At 72.3% G+C, this 22,071-nt stretch carries 19 protein-coding genes; 2 read left to right on the forward strand and 17 right to left on the reverse strand.

The window, feature by feature from the left end:
- Positions 1–141 precede the first annotated feature (141 nt).
- The 6 genes from der to ACZ4Z1_RS39380 form a co-directional block, all read right to left on the reverse strand.
- Entirely contained in the window at positions 142–1,602 is a 1,461-nt protein-coding gene (gene der / locus ACZ4Z1_RS39355) for a ribosome biogenesis GTPase Der (protein WP_468491502.1), read from the reverse strand.
- A 65-nt stretch (positions 1,603–1,667) separates the two neighbouring features.
- Positions 1,668–2,396, reverse strand: a complete 729-nt coding sequence (locus tag ACZ4Z1_RS39360) for a lysophospholipid acyltransferase family protein (RefSeq protein ID WP_468491503.1) — start codon at positions 2,394–2,396, stop codon at positions 1,668–1,670.
- On the reverse strand, positions 2,345–3,058 hold the full coding sequence (gene cmk / locus ACZ4Z1_RS39365; protein ID WP_468491504.1) for a (d)CMP kinase: 714 nt from the start codon (positions 3,056–3,058) through the stop codon (positions 2,345–2,347). The genes ACZ4Z1_RS39360 and cmk overlap by 52 nt, the downstream gene beginning before the upstream one ends.
- 147 nt (positions 3,059–3,205) lie before the next feature.
- Positions 3,206–4,291, reverse strand: a complete 1,086-nt coding sequence (locus ACZ4Z1_RS39370) for a prephenate dehydrogenase (RefSeq protein ID WP_468491505.1) — start codon at positions 4,289–4,291, stop codon at positions 3,206–3,208.
- Positions 4,288–4,650, reverse strand: a complete 363-nt coding sequence (gene aroH / locus ACZ4Z1_RS39375) for a chorismate mutase (RefSeq protein ID WP_468491506.1) — start codon at positions 4,648–4,650, stop codon at positions 4,288–4,290. Before aroH ends, ACZ4Z1_RS39370 begins: the two co-directional genes overlap by 4 nt.
- A 170-nt stretch (positions 4,651–4,820) precedes the next feature.
- Positions 4,821–5,267 carry a YidB family protein gene (locus ACZ4Z1_RS39380; protein WP_468491507.1) on the reverse strand — a complete coding sequence of 149 codons (447 nt, stop codon included), beginning with the start codon at positions 5,265–5,267 and terminating at the stop codon, positions 4,821–4,823.
- A 141-nt stretch (positions 5,268–5,408) separates the two neighbouring features.
- Between ACZ4Z1_RS39380 and ACZ4Z1_RS39385 the strand changes: the two genes are divergently transcribed.
- A complete protein-coding gene (locus ACZ4Z1_RS39385; RefSeq protein ID WP_468491508.1) occupies positions 5,409–6,155 on the forward strand; it encodes a nucleotidyltransferase domain-containing protein in 747 nt (248 codons plus the stop codon).
- On the opposite strand, the gene ACZ4Z1_RS39390 is transcribed toward ACZ4Z1_RS39385, so the two are convergent.
- The 11 genes from ACZ4Z1_RS39390 to ACZ4Z1_RS39440 all read right to left on the reverse strand — a co-directional run bounded on the left by ACZ4Z1_RS39390 (position 6,108) and on the right by ACZ4Z1_RS39440 (position 19,760).
- Positions 6,108–6,893 (reverse strand): nucleotidyltransferase domain-containing protein, encoded by a 786-nt coding sequence (locus ACZ4Z1_RS39390; protein WP_468491509.1) that lies wholly within the window; start codon positions 6,891–6,893, stop codon positions 6,108–6,110. The genes ACZ4Z1_RS39385 and ACZ4Z1_RS39390 overlap by 48 nt on opposite strands.
- Positions 6,886–7,896: an ADP-ribosylglycohydrolase family protein gene (locus tag ACZ4Z1_RS39395; protein WP_468491510.1), complete on the reverse strand. Its 1,011-nt coding sequence runs from the start codon at positions 7,894–7,896 to the stop codon at positions 6,886–6,888. Before ACZ4Z1_RS39395 ends, ACZ4Z1_RS39390 begins: the two co-directional genes overlap by 8 nt.
- An 86-nt stretch (positions 7,897–7,982) precedes the next feature.
- Complete coding sequence (locus ACZ4Z1_RS39400) at positions 7,983–9,182, reverse strand: pseudouridine synthase (protein WP_468491511.1); 1,200 nt, start codon at positions 9,180–9,182, stop codon at positions 7,983–7,985.
- Complete coding sequence (gene scpB / locus ACZ4Z1_RS39405) at positions 9,182–9,853, reverse strand: SMC-Scp complex subunit ScpB (RefSeq protein WP_468491512.1); 672 nt, start codon at positions 9,851–9,853, stop codon at positions 9,182–9,184. Before scpB ends, ACZ4Z1_RS39400 begins: the two co-directional genes overlap by 1 nt.
- Positions 9,850–10,728: a segregation and condensation protein A gene (locus tag ACZ4Z1_RS39410; protein ID WP_468491513.1), complete on the reverse strand. Its 879-nt coding sequence runs from the start codon at positions 10,726–10,728 to the stop codon at positions 9,850–9,852. The genes scpB and ACZ4Z1_RS39410 overlap by 4 nt, the downstream gene beginning before the upstream one ends.
- Before the next feature lie 807 nt (positions 10,729–11,535).
- The gene (locus tag ACZ4Z1_RS39415; protein WP_468491514.1) at positions 11,536–12,132 is read right to left on the reverse strand and encodes a hypothetical protein; all 597 of its coding nucleotides are present in this window, start codon (positions 12,130–12,132) and stop codon (positions 11,536–11,538) included.
- Positions 12,129–13,145, reverse strand: coding sequence for a ParA family protein (locus ACZ4Z1_RS39420; RefSeq protein WP_030019435.1), 1,017 nt, complete (start codon positions 13,143–13,145; stop codon positions 12,129–12,131). The genes ACZ4Z1_RS39415 and ACZ4Z1_RS39420 overlap by 4 nt, the downstream gene beginning before the upstream one ends.
- A gap of 489 nt (positions 13,146–13,634) precedes the next feature.
- Entirely contained in the window at positions 13,635–14,750 is a 1,116-nt protein-coding gene (ald, locus tag ACZ4Z1_RS39425) for an alanine dehydrogenase (RefSeq protein ID WP_468491542.1), read from the reverse strand.
- A gap of 165 nt (positions 14,751–14,915) precedes the next feature.
- Positions 14,916–17,039 carry a tetratricopeptide repeat protein gene (locus ACZ4Z1_RS39430; protein ID WP_468491515.1) on the reverse strand — a complete coding sequence of 708 codons (2,124 nt, stop codon included), beginning with the start codon at positions 17,037–17,039 and terminating at the stop codon, positions 14,916–14,918.
- A 289-nt stretch (positions 17,040–17,328) separates the two neighbouring features.
- Positions 17,329–17,955, reverse strand: a complete 627-nt coding sequence (locus ACZ4Z1_RS39435) for an NUDIX domain-containing protein (RefSeq protein ID WP_468491516.1) — start codon at positions 17,953–17,955, stop codon at positions 17,329–17,331.
- A 125-nt stretch (positions 17,956–18,080) separates the two neighbouring features.
- Complete coding sequence (locus ACZ4Z1_RS39440) at positions 18,081–19,760, reverse strand: CTP synthase (protein WP_468491517.1); 1,680 nt, start codon at positions 19,758–19,760, stop codon at positions 18,081–18,083.
- 436 nt (positions 19,761–20,196) lie between these two features.
- Here ACZ4Z1_RS39440 and ACZ4Z1_RS39445 point away from each other — a divergent pair, with 436 nt between their 5' ends.
- Positions 20,197–22,008: a glycoside hydrolase family 15 protein gene (locus ACZ4Z1_RS39445; protein WP_468491543.1), complete on the forward strand. Its 1,812-nt coding sequence runs from the start codon at positions 20,197–20,199 to the stop codon at positions 22,006–22,008.
- The last annotated feature ends 63 nt before the right edge of the window (positions 22,009–22,071 follow it).

Here is a 22,071-nt window from a genome sequence, read left to right on the forward strand (position 1 = left end):
CCACACACCCTCCTGTTCTCTCTCCTCTCCCCCCCTCGCCCCCCCACCCCTGTTCCTACCCCCCCAACCCACACACAAGAGAGGGTGTGGGGGGCCCCCCCCCCCCCCCCCCCCCCCCACCGTCCGCCGTCGAAGCGGCGGCTACTTCTTCTTGCTGCGCTTCTCGCGCACCCGTACGGAGATGTGGATCGGCGTCCCCTCGAAGCCGAACTCCTCACGCAGCCGGCGCTCGACGAAGCGGCGGTAGCCCGCCTCCAGGAAGCCGGAGGCGAAGAGCACGAAGCGCGGCGGCTTGGTACCCGCCTGGGTGCCGAAGAGGATGCGCGGCTGCTTGCCGCCCCGGATCGGGTGCGGGTGGGCGGCGACGATCTCACCGAGGAAGGCGTTCAGGCGGCCGGTGGGGACGCGGGTCTCCCAGCCGTCCAGCGCGGTCTCGATCGCCGGGACGAGCTTGTCCATGTGCCGGCCGGTGCGCGCCGAGACGTTGACCCGCATCGCCCACGGGATCTGCACGAGGTCCCGCTCGATCTCCCGCTCCAGATAGAAGCGGCGCTCCTCGTCCAGGTTGTCCCACTTGTTGTACGCGATGACCAGCGCGCGGCCCGCCTCCACGGCCATCGTGATGATCCGCTGGTCCTGGACGCTGATGGACTCGCTCGCGTCGATCAGGACGACCGCGACCTCGGCCTTCTCCACGGCGGCCGCGGTGCGCAGCGAGGCGTAGTAATCGGCGCCCTCCTGGAGGTGGACGCGCTTGCGGATGCCCGCGGTGTCCACGAACTTCCAGGTCTTGCCGCCCAGCTCGATCAGCTCGTCGACCGGGTCGCGGGTGGTGCCCGCCTGCTCGTTGACGACCACCCGCTCCTCACCGGCCAGCTTGTTCAGCAGGGAGGACTTGCCGACGTTCGGGCGGCCGATCAGCGCGATCCGGCGCGGCCCGCCGAGCCGGGTGCCGAAGGTCTGCTCGGGCGCCTCGGGCAGCGCGTCGAGGGCGGCGTCCAGCATGTCACCGGTGCCGCGGCCGTGCAGCGCGGAGACCGGGTGCGGCTCGCCGAGGCCCAGCGACCACAGCATGGCGGCGTCCGCCTCGCCGGACGGGCCGTCCACCTTGTTGGCGACCAGCACGACGGGCTTGCCGGCCCGGCGCAGCAGCTTGACGACGGCCTCGTCGGTGTCGGTGGCGCCGACCTTGGCGTCCACGACGAAGACCACCGCGTCGGCGGCCTCGATCGCGAACTCGGCCTGCATCGCCACCGAGGCGTCGATGCCCAGCACGTCCTGCTCCCAGCCGCCGGTGTCGACGACCTTGAAGCGGCGGCCGTTCCAGTCGGCCTCGTAGGTGACCCGGTCGCGGGTGACGCCCGGCTTGTCCTCGACGACCGCCTCACGGCGGCCGATCATGCGGTTCACCAGGGTCGACTTGCCGACATTGGGGCGGCCGACGACGGCGAGGACGGGCAGCGGGCCGTGCCCGGCCGCGGCGATGTCGCCCTCGACCTCCTCCGGGTCGAAGCCCTCCTGCGCGGCGAGCTCCATGAACTCCGTGTACTCGGCGTCACCAAGCGCACCGTGCTCGTCGCCGGTGGGGGTCTGGTCGTTCATGAAGTCCGTTCCTCGTTCTCCGTCATCGGTGCCCGCTCGTACGCGGGCCGCCGTTCAAGTCTCGTTCAGTGCCCGGTCAGGCGCCTGGCCTGGGCAAGGTGAGCGGTCAGCCGCTCCTGTATGCGCGTCGTCGCCGCGTCCAGCGCCGTACGGGTGCGCCGGCCGCTGCCGTCGCCCGCCTCGAAGGCGTCGCCGAAGACGACATCGACGCGGCTGCGCAGCGGCGGCACCGCCTTTATCGCCCGGCTCCGGCGCTCCGCGCTGCCCAGCACGGCCACCGGCACCACGGGCGCGCCGGAGCGCACCGCGAAGTACGCCAGGCCCGCGCGCAGCGAGGCAAAGTCGCCCTCGCCCCGGGTGCCCTCGGGGAAGATCCCCAGCACACCGTCGTCCGCCAGCACGGCCAGCGCGTCGGTGACGGCCTTGCGGTCGGTGCCGGAGCGGTCCACCTTCACCTGGCCGATGCCGCGCAGGAACGGGTCCAGCGGGCCGACGAACGCTTCCTTCTTGATCAGGAAGTGCACCGGCCGCGGCGCGGTGCCCATCAGCATCGGGCCGTCCAGCCCGTGTGCGTGGTTGACCGCGAGGATCACCGGACCGGTGGCCGGCACCCGCCAGGCGCCCAGCACCCGCGGCTTCCACAGCCCGTACATCAGGCCGATGCCGATCCGCCGCCCGACCACGGCGCCGGCCGCGCTGGGCAGCCGCTCGCCGTCCGGGCCCGCGGCCCGTGCGCTCCGCGTCACCGCGCCGCCTTCGCGGCCATCGCCGCCTCGGTGAGGGTGACCACGCACTCGATGACCTGCTCCAGGGTGAGGTCGGTGGTGTCCACCTCGACCGCGTCGTCGGCCTTGGCCAGCGGCGAGGTCTTGCGGGAGGAGTCGGCCGCGTCCCGCTTGACCAGGGCTTCCCGGGTGGCCGCCAGGTCGGTGGCGTCCTTGCCGGTCAGCTCGCCGCTGCGGCGGGCCGCGCGGGCCTCCGGCGAGGCGGTCAGGAAGATCTTCAGGTCGGCGTCGGGCAGTACGGTGCTGCCGATGTCGCGGCCCTCGACGACGATGCCCTCCGGAGCCCCGGCGGCGATCTCCCGCTGCAGCTCGGTGATCCGGGTCCGCACCTCGGGGACGGCGCTGACGGCGCTGACGGCCGAGGTGACCTCCTGGGTGCGGATCGGGCCCGCGGCGTCCAGACCGTCCACGGTGATCGTCGGTGCGGCCGGGTCGGTACCGGAGACGATCACGGGCTTGGCCGAGGCGTCCGCCACGGCGATGGCGTCGTTCACGTCCACGCCGTTGCTCAGCATCCACCACGTGATCGCGCGGTACTGGGCACCGGTGTCCAGGTAGCCCAGCCCCAGCTTGGCGGCGACGGCCTTGGAGGTGCTGGACTTACCCGTGCCTGCGGGGCCGTCGATGGCGACAATCACTGCGGCCGGGGCGGTCCGGGCGGGGGTTTCCACGGTGTCGGGCACCTTCCTCGATCACGGGGCGGGACGGGGGCCGCTGCGCGGGGCCCCGCACAAGGTTACTGGCAAGCAGCGGCGCCCCGTGCAGCCCGTACGCCCCTGCCTCCCCGGTCCGGTCCCCGCCCCGGGCACCGGACCCGGCTACTGCCGTATCGACCAGCCCCGCTCGCGCAGCTCCGCCGCCAGTATGGGCGCCGCCTGCGGCTCGACCATGAGCTGGATGAAGCCCGCCTGCTGGCCGGTGGCGTGCTCGATGCGGACGTCCTCGATGTTGACCGCGGCCCGGCCGGCGTCCGCGAAGATGCGGGCCAGCTCGCCGGGCTGGTCACCGATGTGCACCGCGACGATCTCGTACGCGGCCGGAGCTGCACCGTGCTTGCCCGGCACCCGCTCGCGGCCCGCGTTGCCGCGCAGCAGCACGTCCTCGACGCCACGCGCGCCCTCGGCACGCTTCTCCTCGTCGGCCGCCTGCAGCGCGCGCAGCGCCCGTACGGTCTTCTCCAGGTCGGCCGAGACCTCGCTGAGCACGTCGGCGACCGGCCCCGGGTTGGCGGAGAGGATGTCCATCCACATCCGGGGCGCGGACGCGGCGATCCGCGTCACGTCCCTGATCCCCTGGCCGCACAGCCGTACGGCGGTCTCGTCCGCGCTCTGCAGGCGGGCGGCGACCAGGCTGGAAACCAGCTGGGGCGTGTGCGAGACCAGGGCCACGGCCCGGTCGTGGGCGTCCGCCTCCATGACGACGGGCACCGCGCGGCACAGCGCGACCAGCTCCAGCGCCAGGTTGAGCACCTCGGTGTCGCCGCCCTCGGCCGGGGTCAGCACCCAGGGCCGCCCTTCGAAGAGGTCGGCGGTGGCGGCGAGCGGTCCGGAGCGCTCCTTGCCCGCCATCGGGTGGGTGCCGAGGTACGCCGTCAGGTCGCAGCCCATCGCCTCCAGCTCGCGGCGCGGGCCGCCCTTGACGCTGGCGACGTCGAGGTAGGCACGGGCGGCGCCGCGCCGGATCACCGCGGCCAGCGTCGGCGCGACGTGGGCGGGCGGTACGGCCACCACGGCCAGGTCGACCGGGCCCGGCGGCTCCTCGGCCGTGCCGGCGCCGAGCGCGGCGGCGGTCTCGGCCTGCGCCGGGTCGTGGTCGGCCAGGTACACCTGGACGCCGCGGGCGTGCAGCGCGAGGGCGACGGACGTGCCGATCAGGCCGGTGCCGATGACGAGCGCGGTCCTCACTGGGCGATGTCCTTCCGCAGGGCCCCGGCGGCACCGAGGTAGACGTGCGCGACCTCGGCCTTGCTGCGGTCGGTCTCGACGTGCGCGAGGACGCGCACCACGCGCGGCATGGCGCCGGCGATGTCCAGTTCCTGGGCGCAGATCAGCGGCACGTCGGTGATGCCGAGCTGGCGGGCGGCCACCGCGGGGAAGTCGCTGTGCAGGTCGGGGGTGGCGGTGAACCACACGCTGATCAGGTCGTCCGGGGCCAGGTCGTTGCGCTCCAGGACGGCCGTCAGCAGCGCGGACACCTGCTCGTGCATGTGTCCGGCCTCGTCCCGCTCCAGTTGCACGGCCCCGCGTACCGCTCGTACCGCCACGTCACCGCTCCCCTGAGATCCGTGTCCGGCGGTCGGCACGCACCCCGCGCCGGCCGCCGTTTCTTCCTCGTCAGCCTAGCCAGGTCCGGGGCCGGAGCACGATGCCGCCCGGTCCGCGAGACACGGAGCGGGCGGGTACGAGACGCGTGCCCGCGCCCGGGGGACGGTGTCTAACGCTGCCCGGCGGTCCGGTGCCGGCGGGCGACGAGGTCCTGGAGTGCGGGGTCCTGCGGTATCTCGCCGTCGGGCGTCAGCCGGTCCACGGCCTGCGGCAGGGTGTGCGCGAGCTGCTGTGCGGCCTCCTGGGCGCTGACGCCGTTCTCCTCGGCGATCCGCCGCAGGGTCTCGCCGGGCAGCGCCTGGGCGACCTGCTCGGGGGTGACCGGTTCGTTGGCGCCGTGTCCCACCCAGGAATGCGCCTGGCGTCCCAGCTCTCCCTGGAGGAGCTTGCCCAGTACGGTCCGTATGCCGCCGTGTCCGGGTGCGCCCTGCCCTCCGGGGCCGGTACTGCCGCCGAGCGCCCCCAGCAGCGATCCGATGAGGTCTCCTGTCGCGCCGCCGTGGCTGCCGCCGGGCCGCCGGCCCATCGGTCTCCCGAGGTCTGGTGATCCCGTCATGTCCGTGCCTTTCCACGCATTCCCGGCAGTGTCGATGAGGCCCACGCGACGAGTGACTTCTTTCAAACGTACCGACGCGCGGCATTTCCGCCACCCGAAACCGGCTGGCGCAGACCGCTCCCACCAGCCACAATCCCCCTCATGCCGTCCCCCGCCACAGGCCACGCCCCGCTCGCGGACCACGCCCTGGTCGCCGGCCACACCGTCTACGCCTGCGTCATGGGCTCACGCGCCTTCGGGCTCGCCACCGACGGCAGCGACACCGACCGGCGCGGTGTCTATCTCGCGCCCACCGAGCTGTTCTGGCGCTTCGAGAAGCCGCCGACGCATGTGGAGGGGCCGCGCGAGGAGGAGTTCTCCTGGGAGCTGGAACGCTTCTGCGAACTGGCGCTGCGCGCCAACCCCAACATCCTGGAGTGCCTGCACTCCCCCCTCGTCGAACACCTCGACGCCACCGGCCGCGAACTGCTCGCCCTGCGCGGCGCGTTCCTCTCCCGCCTCGTGCACCGCACCTTCACCGGCTACGCGGCCGGCCAGCTCAAGAAGCTGGAGGCGGATGTACGGCAGCACGGCGCACCCCGCTGGAAGCACGCCATGCACCTGCTGCGGCTGCTGCGCTGCTCCCGCGACCTGCTGCGTACGGGCGTGCTCACCCTGGACGTCGGCGACGCGCGCGACGAGCTGCTCGCCGTCAAACGCGGCGAGCTGCCCTGGCCCGAGGTCGAACGCCGGATGACCGTACTGACCGAGCAGGCCGCGGCGGCCGAGCCCGGCTCACCGCTGCCGCCGGAGCCCGACCGCCGCCGCGTCGAGGACTTCCTGTACCGCGCCCGGCGCGCGTCAGCGCTCCGCTGCGCCGAGCCGGGCCCGTACGACGAGGTCGTGTAGCGCGGCGTACCCGCCGGGGGCGTCCGGCAGCGCGGAGGCGGCCTGCGCCGCGTCCAGCCGGCCGTGCAGCTCCGCCACGTCGGCCCGCAGCCGCTCCACGTCCACCAGCCCGGCGGCGGGCCCGTGCTCCGCCGCGGCCTTCGCCTCGACCAGCTCGGGCACGTACGAAGGCGCCGCCACCAGCCCGATCAGCGTGGGCAGATGTGCCTGCACCTCACCACTGCCCAGCAGATGAATGCCGGTCAGCAGCACCCGCAACGTATAGAGCAGCGGCTTCAGCTCGCCGGTCTTCTCGAAGAGACGCCACTGCGTGTTCGCGAAGCCCCGGTAATGGTGCGCGTGTTGGTGGGTGAGGACGGCGGGCGCCAGCGCCACCAGCTCCTCGTGCACCGCGCTCGTCCGCACCACCAGCGGTGAGAGCAGCTGCTCCAGTACGTAGCCGTTGCGCCGCAGCATCAGCCGCGCGAACTTGCGCAGGTCGTGTGTGACGAGATCGACCTCGACGCCGTCCCGGTCCGCCATCCAGGACCGCGTCTCGTCCGGCTCCCGCAGTCCGACCAGCGCGGCAGCCGGCAGCAGATGCGCGCCGCGCAGGTCCACGTCCGAGTCGCGGGAGGGAAACCCGTAGAGGTGCGCGCCGGAAACCGTCGCGAAGACCAGCGGGTCCCCCTCCCCCGCCGTCACCACACCCAGGTCGGTCTCCGGCAGCCCGGCCGCCTCCAGGACAGCACTACGCATCCCACGCCTCCCCCAGCGCCAGCAGCTCGTCGCGGTACTCGATCCGGCCCGCCCACTCCTCGGGCCACGCCCCGGCGCCCAGGTGGGCGCCCGCGAAGGCGCCGGCGAGGCAGGCGATCGAGTCGGAGTCGCCGGAGGAGCAGGCGGCCCGGCGCAGCGCGGTCAGCGGCTCTTCGGGAAAGAGCAGGAAGCACAGCAGGCCGGTGGCGAGCGCCTCCTCGGCGATCCAGCCGGCACCGGTGGCCAGGCACGGGTCGGCCTCCGGGGCGGGCGCGCGCAGCGCCGCGTCCAGTCGGTCCAGCACACCGAGACAGTCGTCCCACCCGCGCGCGATGAAGTGCTCCGGAGACGGATCCTGGGCATGCCGCCACAGCTCACCGAGCCAGTCGCCGCGATGGACGCCACGGCTGTCCACCGCGTACGCGCGCAGCAGCCCGGTCAGCTCGTCCGGCCGGACGCCCTGCGTGAGCAGGTACACGGCGTGCGCCGTCAGGTCACTGGCGGCGAGCGCGGTCGGATGCCCGTGCGTCAGCGCGGACTGGAGCTGCGCCGCCCCGGAACGCTGCTCCGGGCTCAGCCCCGGCACCAGCCCCACGGGCGCCACCCGCATGTTCGCGCCGCACCCCTTCGCGCCGGTGCGGCTGGCCTCAATCCACGGGCGCGTGTCGTCGCTGAGCAGGTGGCAGGCGGTGAGGCAGGTGTTGCCGGGGGCCCGGTCGTTGTCCGGGGAGCGCCACCACTCGACGTAGTTCCGCCGTACGGGCGGGAGCAGGTGCGCGGCGTCCAGGCCGCCGCCCGCGGCCGCCACGGCCGTACGCAGGCCGCGCCCGAGGGCGATCGTCATCTGCGTGTCGTCGGTGACGTACGCGGGATCCGGCAGGGCCATCTCCCGCCACGGGCCGTACGTGGCCTCGATCGCGGGCACGTCGTTGAACTCGGTCGGGTACCCCAGCGCGTCACCGAGCGCCAGCCCGATGAGCGATCCGGTCGCGGCGGACGCCATGAAAAGAACCACCCCTTAATCGTCACAATGACAATAAGGGGTGGTTCCGCCACCTGACAAGGCACGCGGTGCCCTGCACCCGATGCTTACAGCTCCACCTCGCGCATCAGCATGCCGACCTCGGTGTTGGTCATCCGCCGCAGCCAGCCGGACTTCTGGTCGCCCAGCGAGATCGGTCCGAAGGCCGTCCGCACCAGCTTGTCGACCGGGAAACCCGCCTCGGACAGCATCCGGCGCACGATGTGCTTGCGACCCTCGTGCAGGGTCACCTCGACCAGGTAGTTCTTGCCGGTGTTCTCCACCACCCGGAAGTGGTCGGCGCGCGCGTAGCCGTCCTCCAGCTGGATACCGTCCTTGAGCTGCTTGCCCAGGTCACGCGGGAGCGGACCCTGGATCGCCGCCAGGTAGGTCTTCTTCACGCCGTACCGCGGATGGGTCAGCCGGTGGGCCAGCTCGCCGTGGTTGGTGAGCAGGATGATGCCCTCGGTCTCCGTGTCCAGCCGGCCCACGTGGAACAGTCGCGTCTCGCGGTTGGTCACGTAGTCGCCCAGGCACTGCCGCCCGTCCGGGTCCTCCATCGTCGAGACGACACCGGCCGGCTTGTTCAGCGCGAAGAAGAGGTACGACTGCGTGGCGACCGTCAGGCCGTCCACCTTGACCTCGTCCTTCTCCGGGTCGACCCGCACACCCTGCTCGGTCACGATCCGCCCGTTGACCTCGACCCGTGCCTGGTCGATCAGCTCCTCGCACGCACGGCGCGAGCCCATGCCCGCACGGGCCAGCACCTTCTGCAGGCGCTCACCCTCCTGGTCACCGAACGTCTTCGGCGTCTTGATCTGCGGCTTGCTGTGACGAGCGCGATTGCGCTCCTCCACCTGCGCGTCGTACTCACGCGGCCGCGCCGGGGCCTGCCCCCGGCCGCGCTGCTGCTGGCCCTTCCCCCCGGGCTTGCCACCGCCCTTCGGACTCGTACGGGGACCGCCCTTGGCGCCACCGCGGGCGGCCGCGCCGCGGCCCCTGCGCTCCTCGCCACGGTCCGGAGCCCCACCACGGCCGGCGGAGCCGCCGCGACCACCCTGGCCGCCGCCACCGCCCTGGCCGCCACGGCCGCCGGAACCGCCCCGGCCCGCGCCGTCGCCGCGCCCCGGTCCGCCCTCGCCCACGTCGTAGCGGCGCTCCTCGGGACGGGGCCGGCCGGCGCGCTGCTGCTTCTCGTCCTTCTTGTTGCCCGCACCCCGGTAGTTGCCCCTACCGGCGTCCCTGTTGTTCCTGCCGCTGCTTCGCATCAATGATCCGTCTGAGAGTCGCCGCTGTCGTCTACGTCGAACGACGGAACACCTTCCCGGGAATCGCCCTCGACCGCCTCCGCCTCCGGGAGGAAGGGAGCGAGCTCCGGAAGCTCGTCCAGGCCGCGCAGGCCCATCCGCTCCAGAAAGTAGTTCGTCGTCCTGTACAGGATCGCACCTGTTTCAGGTTCCGTCCCCGTCTCCTCCACCAGACCGCGCTGGAGAAGGGTGCGCATCACACCGTCACAGTTCACCCCGCGAACGGCCGAGACCCGGGAACGGCTGACCGGCTGACGGTACGCGACCACGGCCAGAGTCTCCAATGCGGCCTGCGTCAGCCGGGCCTGCTGGCCGTCCAGCACGAAGCTCTCCACGGCGTCCGCGTACGCGGGCCGGGTGTAGAACCGCCAGCCCCCCGCCACCAGCCGCAGGTCGAAACCGCGCCCCTGCCGCGTGTAGTCCTCCGACAGCTCCCGCAGCGCCAGCGCGACCTCCCGGCGGGGCCGCTCCAGCACCCTGGCCAGGTGCTCCTCCGTCGCGGGCTCGTCCACGACCATCAGCACGGCCTCCAGCGCCGGCCGCAACTCCAGGTCCGCGACACCGAGCGCCCCCACCGGAGCGCCCGGACCCTCCGGCCCGCCTTCGTCCGCGTACACCGCCGCCTCACTCACACCGCACCCCTCTCACCCTCACCGTCCCGGACCTCCGGCCCGGCCTCCCGGTCGAACTCGTCCGTCACGACCGGCTCGGCCTCCGCGCCGCCCGTCCACCGGACCGTCAGCGCGCCCAGAGCCTGGTCCTGGTCCAGCTCCACCACCCGCTCCCGGTACAGCTCCAGCAGCGCGAGGAAGCGGGCGACGACGGTGAGCGTGTCCTCCGCGTCCGCGGTCAGCTCCGCGAAACCGGCCTCCCCCGCGACCCGCAGCCTCGCCACCAGCACCTCCGCCTGCTCCCTGACACTGACCAGCGGCGCGTGGATGTGATCCACGTACACCTGCGGCCTGGCCTTGGGCTGCATCGCCTTCACCGCCAGCCGCGCGAAGCCCTCCGCGCCGATGCTGATGGCGACCTCGGGCAGCAGCTCCGCGTGGTGCGGCTCCAGTCCGACCGTACGGGGATGACGGCGCCCCTCGTCCTCCAGGCGCTCGCTGAAGATGTCCGCGATCCGCTTGTACGCCCTGTACTGGAGCAGCCGCGCGAACAGCAGGTCCCGCGCCTCCAGCAGCGCGAGGTCCGCCTCGTCCTCCACCTCGGCCGCGGGCAGCAGCCGCGCCGCCTTCAGATCGAGCAGCGTGGCGGCGACCACCAGGAACTCGGTCGTCTGGTCCAGATCCCAGTCCGGCCCCATCGCCCGGATGTACGCCATGAACTCGTCCGTCACCCGGGACAGGGCGACCTCGGTCACGTCCATCTTGTGCTTGGAAATCAGCTGAAGCAGCAGATCGAACGGCCCCTCGAAGTTCTCCAGCCGAACGGTGAACTTCCCGTCACCGGCCGCCTCGGCGTCCTCGACGGACGGGGCGTGGTCTTCGGTGGTGGGCATCATGATCCAGAAAGCTGCTGACGGGTCCCCCAAGCGTAGCCGCCCCGGGGGGCAGCCGAATTCCGAGGCGCGCCTATGGGGAGCGCGCGTTTGCGATGGGTTCGGGGGCTGCGTTCTGCTTGCCCGCCGTGGGGGTGCGCGTTCCTGTGTCCTCAAACGCCGGACGGGCTTTTTGTTCGCAGCCGGTCCGGTGGGTGGGGGCTCGGGGCCACACAGGGGTCACTCTCCCCCAGCCTTCGGCCGGGGGGACCCCCACGGCACCGTTGAGCCCTTCCAGTGCGATTCGGTAGCCGGGAACCCGGCTGCCTGCGGGGAGACCCCTGTATGGCCCCGAGCCCGCGCCGTTCGCGGCTTTCCGAGCATCTGGGCTGGGGACATGCACAAGCCAAGCCCCATCCGGTGAACGTGTGGGAGTAGCTGCGGCCCACCGGGCTCACGTGACAATGCCGGGCGCCGGGCAACGGGCTGCCTTCCCGCCCCACCGCCAGGGACCTCACCCCCAGGAGAGCGGGCACCAGGGTCATCGACAGACTCCCCCCAGCTGTCCCGGACTCGCCAAACCGGCCCGAGGGGGTGTGTAGGGGGCCATCCCCGCAGGCAGCCGGGTTCCCGGCCACCGAATCGCACTAGTGGGACTCAACGGTGCCGTGGGGGTCCCCCCGGCCGAAGGCTGGGGGAGAGTTGGCCCCCTGCGCGCCCCCGCCCCCGCACAAACAAATGCGATCCGCGCGACAGCGCAAACCCTCGCGCGAAGCGCAGAGGGCCGGCCCACCCACCGGCGCGCACCCACGAACCAGGCCACCCGCCGCGTCAGCGGCCCCGCAACCGCCGCACCAAAATACTCGCATCCCCCCGGGACTCCAGATCCGCCAGAACCACCGCCACCGCCTCGCGGACAATGCGCCCACGATCGACGGCGAGACCGTGCTCGCCCCGCAGAACGAGGCGGGCGTGTTCGAGGTCCATCAGCTCTTCGGCGGAGACGTAGACCGTGATCTTCTCGTCGTGCCGTTCGCGGCCGCTGGGCCGCCGGTTCGCGCCACGTCCACGGCGTCGGGAGGTGCCGCTCTCCTGGGCTCCGCCGGCCGCCGGCTGCGTTTCCGTGCCGCGTCCACGCCCCCCGTGTTCGGCCGGCGCCGCCCCGCCCGTACCGGTCTCCGGTTCGGCTCGCCGCTGCCGCGGGGCCGTTTCCTCGCCCGAGCCCGAGCCCGCCCCCGAGCCGGCCCCCGGCCCGGGTACCGCCCCCGGCTCCGGCTCACCGCCAGGCGAGGGAACACGCGGCGTCTCCCCGTTGACAGGGGAGGCGCCGTTGGCCGCGGCCGGCCCGTTGGTCTTGCGGGGCGCCGGGGACTGCAGCCCCGACCCCCCGGTCGTGCGGAACAATTCGTCGGCTCCGGGCAGACTCACTCGGCGTGACACCGGGCGAGCACCTCCCTGGCCAGTTGACGGTAGGCGGCGGCGCCGACGGAGTTGGACGCGTACGTGGTGATGGGTTCGCCCGCGACGGTGGTCTCGGGGAAGCGCACGGTACGACCGATGACGGTGTGGTAGACGTGGTCGTCGAAGGCTTCCACGACGCGTGCGAGGACCTCGCGGCTGTGCACGGTCCGCGAGTCGTACATGGTCGCCAGGATGCCGTCGAGCTCCAGGTCGGGGTTGAGCCGTTCCTGGACCTTCTCGATCGTCTCGGTGAGCAGCGCCACACCGCGCAGCGCGAAGAATTCGCACTCCAGCGGGACGATCACCTTGTGAGCCGCCGTCAGCGCGTTGACGGTCAGCAGACCGAGGGAGGGCTGGCAGTCGATGACGATGTAGTCGTAGTCGGCCATCAGCGGCTTCAGGGCGCGCTGGAGCGTCGACTCGCGCGCGACCTCGCTGACCAGCTGGACCTCGGCGGCTGACAAATCGATATTGCTGGGCAGCAGGTCCATGTTGGGGACCGCGGTCTTCAGCAGTACCTCGTCGGCCGACATGCCCCGCTCCATGAGCAGGTTGTAGACCGTCAGGTCCAGTTCCATCGGGTTGACTCCGAGCCCGACGGACAGCGCGCCCTGCGGGTCGAAGTCGACGAGCAGCACCCGTCGGCCGTATTCGGCGAGTGCGGCGCCCAGGTTGATGGTCGAGGTGGTCTTGCCCACCCCGCCTTTCTGGTTGCACATCGCGATGATTTTGGCGGGGCCGTGGTCCGTCAACGGTCCTGGAATCGGGAAGTAGGGAAGGGGGCGCCCGGTCGGGCCGACGCGTTCGCGGCGCTGGCGGGCGGCGTCCGGTGCGAGCGTGGCCGCGTATTCGGGGTCCGGTTCGTACTCCGCGTCCGGATCGTAGAAGTGCCCTTCGGGCAGGTCGTCGTAGTCGGCGAGCCGGGTGGGATCTGAGCCGCCCCGGTCGCCGGCCATGGCGTTCACGTGATGGCCGTCCATGCTCTGGTGGGCTGTCGTCGTGGGGCTCTGTTGGGTCGCGAAGGTGTGGACAGCGACGGAGCCGACAGCCTGGAGCCCCGAGGGACCCTGGCCCCGTGCAACCGCTCCTGGTCGACCACCTCCGGGAGTAAATGTCGACTCATTCACAAGTCGTCTTACCTCCTTGGATGTGACCAGGAAACTTATCGATAGGTCAGCGTGGCACTATGCCGACGGTTGGCGACTCTATGGCGTGTCGGGCGTTCGCAGCAACACAATCCGCCGGACCCGGCCCGATGTGTCGGCAATCGAACATGCCGATGTCAAGGGTGCAAGCCGCACAAGACCAAGGTTTCGAGGGTGTGCGAATCGGTTAAAGGGTTACGTTCTCGGCGAGTTGGGGTCCGCCGGTGCGGTTCCGGGCGTGCGGCGTGTCGGTGAACGGCCGCGGCCGGGCCTTGTGGACAAGGCCCGGCCGGCAGTGCGTCATTGACGCGCGCTATTGACGCCTCAGCCGAGAAGCGTGGCCAGGTCGGTGGCCTCCAGGCCGTGTGCCTCGGCGACCGGGCCGTAGACGACCTTGCCGTCGTGGGTGTTCAGCCCCTTGGCCAGGGCGGCGTCGCGGCGCAGCGCCTCGACCCAGCCGTTGTTGGCCAGCGACACGATGTAGGGCAGCGTGGCGTTGGTCAGGGCGTAGGTGGAGGTGCTGGGCACCGCGCCCGGCATGTTGGCCACGCAGTAGAAGACCGAGTTGTGGACCTGGAAGGTCGGCTCGGCGTGGGTGGTGGGACGGGAGTCCTCGAAGCAGCCGCCCTGGTCGATGGCGATGTCGACAAGGACACTTCCGGGCTTCATCTTGGCGACCAGCTCGTTGGTGACCAGCTTCGGGGCCTTGGCACCCGGGATGAGGACCGCGCCGACGACGAGGTCGGCCTCGACGACGGCCTTCTCCAGCTCGTAGGCGTTGGAGACGATCGTCTGCACCTTGGTGCCGAAGATCCGGTCCGCCTCGCGCAGCTTGTTGATGTCCTTGTCGAGCAGGGTGACGTGGAAGCCGAGGCCCACGGCGATCTGCACGGCGTTCCAGCCGGAGACACCGCCGCCGATGACGACGGCCTTGCCCGCGGCCACGCCCGGTACGCCGCCCGGCAGCACGCCGCGGCCGCCGGCCTGGCGCATCAGGTGGTAGGCACCGACCTGGGGGGCGATGCGGCCCGCGACCTCGGACATCGGGGCGAGCAGCGGCAGCTGGCGGCCCGGGGTCTCCACCGTCTCGTAGGCGATGGCGGTGGTGCCGGACTCCAGGAGGGCGTCGGTGCACTCGCGGGAGGCGGCCAGGTGCAGATAGGTGAAGAGGGTCTGGTCCTTGCGGAGGCGGTGGTACTCCTCCGCGATCGGCTCCTTGACCTTCAGCAGCAGGTCCGCGGTGGCCCAGACCTCGTCGGCGGTGTCGAGGATCTCGGCGCCGGCCGAGACGTACTCCTCGTTCGGGATCGCGGAGCCGAGGCCGGCGTCCTTCTCGATGACGACCTGGTGGCCGTGGCGGACCAGCTCGTGCACACCGGCGGGCGTGATCGCCACCCGGAACTCGTTGTTCTTGACCTCGCGGGGGATGCCGACCTTCACGTCGATCACGGTCCTTGTAAGAGAGCTTGCAGGAAAAATCCATGCATGCGAGGCATGCCGGGACTGACCGCGGTGTCCGCGGCCTGGCCAGTCTATTGAAGGATTCTGTGTTGTCTAGCCTTGCAAAGCATCTATTACTGAGAGGAGCACCACCGATTTCGTAGGTCACTGTGGGTGATCTGAGAGGAGTCGTTCCCCTATACCCCGGTGCAGCCTTGCGGCGGCGGCGTCGCCGAGCCGGTCGAGGGTGTCCGCGATCCGCAGCTGCAGCGCCGCCTCCAGCCGTCCGTCCTTGGCCTCGGCGGCCAGCGAGAGGGCCGCGGTGCAGGTCCGCAGCGACTCCTCGGGGCGGCCCGCGTACTCCTGCACCCGCGCCGCCTCGCCGAGCGCGCGGGCCTGGCCCGCCACGTCACCGAGCCTGCGGTACGCCCCATAGGCGGCCCGCCACTCCTTGAGCGCCTCGCCCCACCGCGCCGCGTACGTCAGCACCGCGCCGATCCGGCCGTGCAGCCGCGCCCCGTCCGCGTTCTCGCCGCGGGTCAGCCGCAGTTCCAGCGCCCGCCCGTACCAGTCGGCGGCCCGCTGCCAGTCCCCCAGCTCCGTGTACGTACCGCCCAGCGACTCCAGTGCCCGTACCGTCGCGATGGGGTCCCGGACCTCGCGCGCCGCGGTCAGCGCGCCCCGGTAGCGGGCCATCGCGTCCGCGGTCCGCCCGGCCTGCGCGTCCAGGTCACCGAGGTTGAGCAGCGCCGCGGCCCGCTCCCGCGCCAGGCCGCGCCGTTCGGCGACCTCCAGGACCAGGCCGTGCAGCCCGTACAGGTCGAGTGCGGCGGCCTCGGCGCCCTGGTGGGCGATGAGCGTGCGGACGATCGCGGCCATCAGCCGCCGGTCCAGGGTGTCCAGCTCGCCTTCCTCGACGGCGATGCGGGCCGCCTCCAGGAGGGCGGGCCGGCGGCTGCGCAGCCAGGCGGCGGCGGAGGCGGTGGAGGCGAAGCGCAGCGAGCGCGGCAGGCCGGCCACCTTCTGCCGGGCCGGTGATCCGGCGGGTTCGCCGAGCGCCCGGCACGACTGGAGGAGCCGTACGGTGCGCTCCAGCATCCGGGCCCGGGCGAGCTGGATCTCGGCGGGCCGCTCCTTCTCGTGCATCGCGGCCCGTACGAGCTGGACCAGGCAGCCGGGCATCCGGTACTGCGCCTGGAGGCCGGCGCTCCCGGCGGCCGGCGCCCCGGGGCCCGTCGGCTGCGGCTCCGCGCTCTCGACCGGCCGCAGCAGTCCCCGGGCGGCGAAGTCCTGCAGTGCCGACTCGGCCGCGGCGACCGAGCAGCCGGCGAGGGCGGAGGCGATGTGCGCGTCCACCAGCCCGGCCGGGGCGAGGGTGATCAGCCGCAGGGTGCGGGCGGCGACGGACGGCAGGGTGTCGTAGACGAGGTGGAAGGCGCGGGCCAGGGGGCGGCCGCCGGCCGGTTCGCCGGCCGGTTCCGGTACGTCCCGCAGCGCCTGGAGGAGGTCGGCGACGGAGTTCTTGGGGTGCCCGGCGAGCCAGCCGCCCACCAGGACGAGCGCGGCGGGGCGGCCGCCGCACTCCTCGGCGACGGCGTCGGCGGAGCGCGGATCGACGGTGATACGGGTGGGGCCCGCGTACCGGCTGAGCAGTTCGACGGCGGACGCGTTGTCCAGGCCGCCCAGGGTGCAGGGCCGTACGTCGGTGATGCCGGTGAGCGGGCCCTCGGAGACCGCGACGACGAGGCAGCCGGCGGCGTCCGGCAGCAGGGGTTCGACCTGTTCGGCGCCGGCCGCGTCGTCCAGCAGGAGCAGGGCGCGGCGCTCGGCGAGGGCGGCGCGCAGCGCCTCGGTCAGCTCGTCCTCGGCGGCGCCGGGCTGGACGGGGGCGCCGAGGGCGGTGAGCAGGTCGCGGGCGACGAGGTCGAGGGGTACGGGGCCGCCGCCCGGGGTGCTCAGGGTGGCGCGCAGTACTCCGTCGGGGTATTCGTCGGCGAGTTGCCGGGCGAGTTCGGCGGCGAGGGCGCTGCGGCCGGAGCCGGGGCGCCCGGCGATCAGCAGGACACGGCTGCGGGCGCCCCGGCGGCCGGAGAGGGTGTCCAGGCCCGTACGGGCGATGTCGGCGCGGAGGGCCTTCAGTTCGCGGCGGCGGCCGATGAAGCCGCCGGCCGTGGTGGCGGCGGGCGGAACGGTCCGGCGGGCCGGGGTCCTGCGGCTGCCGGGGCCGGCCGCGGCGGTGTGCCCGTCCGTCCCCCGGCCGGGGGTGGCGCGGTCGGTGGCAGGCTCCACGGCCGTGGAATCCGGGTCCGGTCCCGGCCGCTGCCGTGCCGCCGTCGCGGGTCCGCCCGCCTTCCCCGGCGGGACACCTCCCCCGCCCACCGCCTGATCCGCCACGGGTCACGCTCCCGTCCACCTGCGCTTACGAGCCCGCCGCGGTCGCGTACGGGCACGCCGTCGAGCGTAGTTCACGACCCGTCACACGCCCTGTGGAGCGCGACGGTTGAGTCACCCGTCCGGATCAGCACATCATCGGACCGCGGGGTCGTGAGGGGGCCGTGAGGGGGCGGAGCGGCGGTGCTCAGGCCTCGAACGGGCGGGCCGGCCACGGCGCGTCGGCCGGGCGCAGCGCGTCCAGGCCCTCCCCCGCGCGGGCGGCGGCCAGCGCGAGCACGCCCACCACCAGGCAGTTGTTGTGCAGTTCGCCGGCGAGCGCGCCGTGGACCAGTTCGGCGGCCGGCACCCGCGCCAGCTCCATGTCGGCCTCTTCCTCGGAGACCTCGAAGCGCTCCCCCTCGGCCTCGGACAGGTCACGGGCCAGGAAGATCCGTACGGCTTCGTCGCAGCCGCCGGGCGTGGTGTAGACGTCCGTCAGCACCCGCCAGTCCTCGGCCTTGACGTGGGCCTCCTCGTACAGCTCGCGCTGGGCGGCGTGCAGCGGGTTCTCGCCGGGGACGTCCAGCAGTCCGGCCGGGATCTCCCAGAGCTTGTGCCGTACGGGGTGGCGGTACTGGCGCAGGACCAGCACCCGGTCCTCCTCGTCGAGCGCGAGGACGGCCACCGATCCGGGGTGGACCTGGTAGTCGCGGGTGGCCGTGGAGCCGTCCGGCATGACGACCTCGTCCGTGCGCATGCTGGTCTTCTTGCCGGTGAACGGCGTCGCGGTCGCGGTGACCCGCCACGCTTCCGGGGTGTCCTGGATGGCCATGTACGTCCTTCCGCAAAACAGTCGACCGGGGCGCCCGGCCGTGAAAGGCCAGGTGCCCCGGTCAACCGTACCCGTCGGCGGCCGGTCCCCCACGTGCCTCACGAGGGGGCCGGCCGCCCTCGGGGTCAGGCCTTGGCGCTCTTCTTGGCGCCGGCCGCCGCGCCGGTCTTGCGCTCGACGGCCGCCTTCACCAGGCCGGCGAAGAGCGGGTGCGGGCGGGTCGGGCGGGAGCGCAGCTCCGGGTGCGCCTGGGTGGCGACCAGGTAGGGGTGCACCTCGCGCGGGTATTCGACGTACTCGACCAGCTTGTTGTCCGGGGAGGTGCCGGAGAACAGCAGGCCGGCCTTCTTCTCCAGCTCGCCGCGGTAGGCGTTGTTGACCTCGTAGCGGTGGCGGTGGCGCTCCTCGACGTACGGCTGGTCGTCGTAGACCTCGCGCACGATCGACCCTTCGGCCAGCTTGGCCGGGTACATGCCCAGCCGCATGGTGCCGCCCATGTCGCCTTCGCCGGCGACGATGTCCATCTGCTCGGCCATGGTGGAGATGACCGGGTCGGCGGCGGCCGGGTCGAACTCGGTGGAGTTGGCGCCTTCGATGCCGGCCAGGTTGCGGGCCGCCTCGATGACCACGCACTGCAGGCCCAGGCACAGGCCGAGCAGCGGGAGCTTGTTCTCGCGGGCGTAGGTGATGGCGCCGACCTTGCCGTCCACGCCGCGGTCGCCGAAGCCGCCGGGGATGCAGACCGCGTCGCAGTCGGCGAGCTGCTGCTTGGCGCCGGCCGGCGTCTTGCAGTCGTCGGAGGTGACCCACTTGATCTTCACGCGGGCCTTGTTGGCGAAGCCGCCGGCGCGCAGCGCCTCGGTGACCGACAGGTAGGCGTCGGGCAGGTCGATGTACTTGCCGACCAGCGCGACCTTCACCTCGTGGTCGGGGTTGTGCACCCGGTCCAGCAGGTCGGCCCAGACGGTCCAGTCCACGTCGCGGAACGGCAGGTCCAGCTTGCGCACGACGTAGGCGTCCAGGCCCTCGGCGTGCACGACCTTGGGGATGTCGTAGATGGAGGGGGCGTCCGGGCAGGCGATGACGGCGGCCTCGTCCACGTCGCACATCAGCGAGATCTTGCGCTTGATGGCGGTGGGCACCTCACGGTCGGCGCGCAGCACGATGGCATCCGGCTGGATGCCGATGTTGCGCAGCGCCGCGACCGAGTGCTGGGTCGGCTTGGTCTTCAGCTCACCGGAGGGGCCGATGTAGGGCAGCAGCGAGATGTGCACGACGAAGACGTTGTCGCGGCCGACCTCGTGGCGGACCTGGCGGACGGTCTCCAGGAACGGCAGCGACTCGATGTCGCCGACCGTGCCGCCGACCTCGGTGATGACGACGTCGACGTCCTCGTGGGCCAGCCGGCGGATGCGGTGCTTGATCTCGTTGGTGATGTGCGGGATGACCTGCACGGTGTCGCCCAGGTACTCGCCGCGCCGCTCCTTGGCGATCACGGTGTTGTAGACCTGGCCGGTGGTGACGTTCGCGGAGCCGTCGAGGTCGACGTCCAGGAAGCGCTCGTAGTGGCCGATGTCCAGGTCGGTCTCGGCCCCGTCGTTGGTGACGAAGACCTCACCGTGCTGGAACGGGTTCATCGTGCCGGGGTCGACGTTCAGGTACGGGTCGAGCTTTTGCATCGTGACCCGCAGGCCCCGCGCCTTGAGCAGCGCGCCCAGGCTGGAGGCGGTGAGGCCCTTGCCGAGCGAGGAGGCGACACCCCCGGTGACGAAGAGGTGCTTGGTCGTCGAGGATTTGGGCGGCATGGCCAAGAGGGGGCTCCCGTGGTCGCGTGGTGAAGAGGTGCGAATCAGCCACGCCCTGCGGTTGTCAGGGGTGCCTTCGCTGCGGTCGGGGGTGCCGTGTGACTTGCGCCGGGCCCACCGGTCCACGGGGTACCAGGCTATCAGCGACCGGGCATGGTCGCGCCCGGCCACGCTCGCGGCGCACACGTACGGCCGTCTCCCGCGGGCCGCGCGGCACCCCGCGTGACCCAGGCCACCCGTTCGGCGCAGTGCCGTCTTCCCGCAGCGGCGAGCAGATCACTGCCGTGCGTCGTATCCTGCTCGGACACTCGCCACGAGCTGTCCGGCAAGGCACCACCCCCGCCCGATTTCCGGACTCGCCGCTCGGCGGAGTTTCATGGGCAGGACGGACAAGATCACACGTCCCATGGGGGGCGTCACTCCAGTTCGACGGGAGATGCACGTGGCCGGGCGCATCGAGGACTACGCACTCATCGGCGATATGCAGACCGCCGCTCTTGTGTGCCGGGACGGCACGGTGGATTGGCTGTGCCTGCCCCGCTTCGACTCACCCGCGGTCTTCGCAGGACTGCTGGGCACGGAAGAGAACGGTTTCTGGCGGCTGGGGCCCGCGCACAGCCCCGAGGGCGGGCCGCTGCCCGCCGACCGCCGCCGCTACCGGGGCGACTCGCTCGTCCTGGAGTCCGAGTGGGACACCCCGCGCGGCACCGTTCGGGTCATCGACTTCATGCCGCCACGCGAGGGCGCGGCACCGCAGCTCGTCCGTATCGTGGAGGGCGTCAGCGGACGGGTGCCGATGCGCTCGGCGCTGCGCATGCGGTTCTCGTACGGCTGGGTCGTGCCGTGGGTCCACAAGGTCGACGAGCGCACCGTCGCCGTCGCCGGGCCCGACTCGGTGTGGCTGGACACGGACGCCGAGACCTACGGCCGGGACCTGACGACGTACGCGGACTTCACGGTCGGCCCGGGCGAGCGGATCGCCTTCACCATCAGCTGGCAGCCCTCGCACAGCCGCCCGCCGGGGGTGCCGGAGCCGGAGGCGGCGCTGGAGGCGACCGAGGACTTCTGGCGCGAGTGGGTGGACCACTGCACGTACCACGGCCCGTACCGGGACGCGGTGGTGCGCTCGCTGATCACGCTCAAGGCGCTCACGTACGCGCCCACCGGCGGCATCGTCGCGGCGCCCACCACCTCGCTGCCCGAGGACATCGGCGGCTCGCGCAACTGGGACTACCGTTTCACGTGGCTGCGCGACGCGGCGATCACCCTGTCCTCGCTGCTGCGCACCGGCTACCGCGAGGAGGCCCGCGCCTGGCGCGAGTGGCTGCTGCGCGCGGTGGCCGGCGACCCGGAGAACCTGCAGATCATGTACGGGATCGCGGGCGAGCGGGAGCTGGGCGAGAACGAGCTGACCTGGCTGACCGGGTACGAGAACTCGCAGCCCGTCCGGGTCGGCAACGGCGCCGCCGGGCAGCTCCAGCTCGACGTGTACGGCGAGGTCACCGAGGCGCTGCACCTGGCGCACAACACCGGTCTGGCCCGCAACGACTACGCCTCGCTGCTCCAGCTCAAGCTGATCCAGTGGGTGGAGAAGCACTGGGACGAGCCGGACGAGGGCATCTGGGAGGTGCGCGGCCCGCGCCGCCACTTCGTGCACTCCAAGGTGATGACCTGGGTCGCGGTGGACCGCACGATCAAGCTGGTCGAGTCCGGTGACGTGGACGGCCCGCTGGACCGCTGGCGGCAGCTGCGCGAGACGATTCACCGGGAGGTCTGCGCGAAGGGCTACGACCCGGAGCGCAACACCTTCACGCAGTCCTACGGCTCCAAGGAGCTGGACGCCTCGCTGCTGCTGATCCCGCAGATGGGCTTCCTGCCGCCGGACGACAAGCGGGTGATCGGCACCATCGAGGCCATCCAGCGCGAGCTGGGCACCGAGGACGGCTTCATCCTGCGCTACCCGACCTCGGGCGAGGACGCGGGCGTGGACGGCCTGGAGGGCGACGAGGGTGCGTTCCTGGCGTGCTCGTTCTGGCTGGCCGACGACCTGGCGATGATCGGCCGGGTCGAGGAGGCCCGCATCCTGTTCGAAAAGCTCCTCTCGCTCCGCAACGACCTGGGCCTGCTGGCCGAGGAGTGGGACTCCAAGCTCCAGCGCCAGGTGGGCAACTTCCCGCAGGCGTTCAGCCACGTCCCGCTGATCGACACGGCGCTGCGGCTGACGGCGAGCGGGGCGTACGGCGGTTAACGCGGGACGCGGACGGCTGAGGGGCCACGGCAGCGGTGCCGTGGCCCCTCGTCGTGTGGCGCG

The organism is Streptomyces sp. NPDC030165 (assembly GCF_055573595.1).